The organism is Massilia sp. NBRC 108631, from assembly GCF_059704565.1.
The window spans coordinates 1-960 of the sequence record NZ_BAAKJE010000185.1 but is presented as its reverse complement, the minus strand read 5'-3'; the positions used below and the strand labels follow the sequence as shown (position 1 = coordinate 960).

The following is a 960-nucleotide window of genomic DNA, read 5'->3' as shown; positions in this document are numbered from 1 at the left end:
TACATCAGCTGGTCGCGCTGGGCCAGCGTAAGGCTGATGGGGGCGAAGGCGTAGCGGGCGATGTCGGCCGGCGTGGCGGGCACGATGTCGATGCTGTAGCGCTGTTGTCGGCGCGGCTCGAGCGCGCTCCATGCGCTCACGGGGGCGAAGAAATAGCGCTTCTGCTGCGCGTCCAAGGCGGAGGGCAGGCCGAGCAGGATGCGCGGGTCGTAGAAGCGCATCACGACCAATTGACCGCCGTCGATTTCGCAGTTCAGGCGGCGCGTGAGCATGGGCGCGAGCACGGGCAGCGTGTAGGGACTGGTTATCCAGCTGACGCTGGGCGCGGCCTGTTCCAGCCGCGCCAGCCATTTGATGAGCGCTTCATGCTCGCGCGGCGTGGCGATCAGCAGCGGCGCGGCGGCCGTCAGGTGTTCTTCGGGCGTGCCGTCGAACAGCGAGCGCCATTGCGCGTCCGGGAAGCGCGCGCTCAGTTCGCGCCACGCGTGGTCGTGCGCGGAGCAGTCGAGCAGGGCGTAGGTGTGGGTTGGGTTGTCCATATTTTTTTCTTAGCGCTTAGCGGACCAGGAAGCTGCTGGCCTTGGCCGCCGCGTTTTTCAGGCATTCGATGCAGATGGCGCTGCCGGTCGGCAGGGCGGGCAAGCCGGCCGCGCCGCTGCCGCCGCCGTCGAAGATGTGCTGGCCGCCCTTGACGGTGAAGTTGCCGGGGCAGGCGAAGGTGATGTCGCCGCCGTCGAGCGTGATGCTGGACTGGCCGGCCTGCAGCACGATCTTCTTGCTGGCCTTGATCTCGATGCTGTCGTTCACCGAGATCACGGTGATCTCCTTGTCCGCCAGGATCTCCAGCTCGCCGGTATGCGCCTGCAGCGACACGGGGCCGTTGCCGGCGAAGGCCTGGATGCCGCCGGCGTGGCTGAAGAAGCCGGCCGCGTTGCCGGCCACGGAGGACACGGTGTGCGC

2 protein-coding genes are annotated in these 960 nt (G+C 67.7%); both read right to left on the bottom strand.

From position 1 onward, the window contains the following. Nucleotides 1-539 (bottom strand): DUF4123 domain-containing protein (locus AC6H42_RS20410; protein WP_497548818.1); only part of this gene is annotated, 539 nt, incomplete at its 3' end. 16 nt (nt 540-555) lie between these two features. After that, nucleotides 556-960: DUF2345 domain-containing protein (locus tag AC6H42_RS20405; protein ID WP_497548817.1), on the bottom strand; the 405-nt coding region annotated here is incomplete at its 5' end.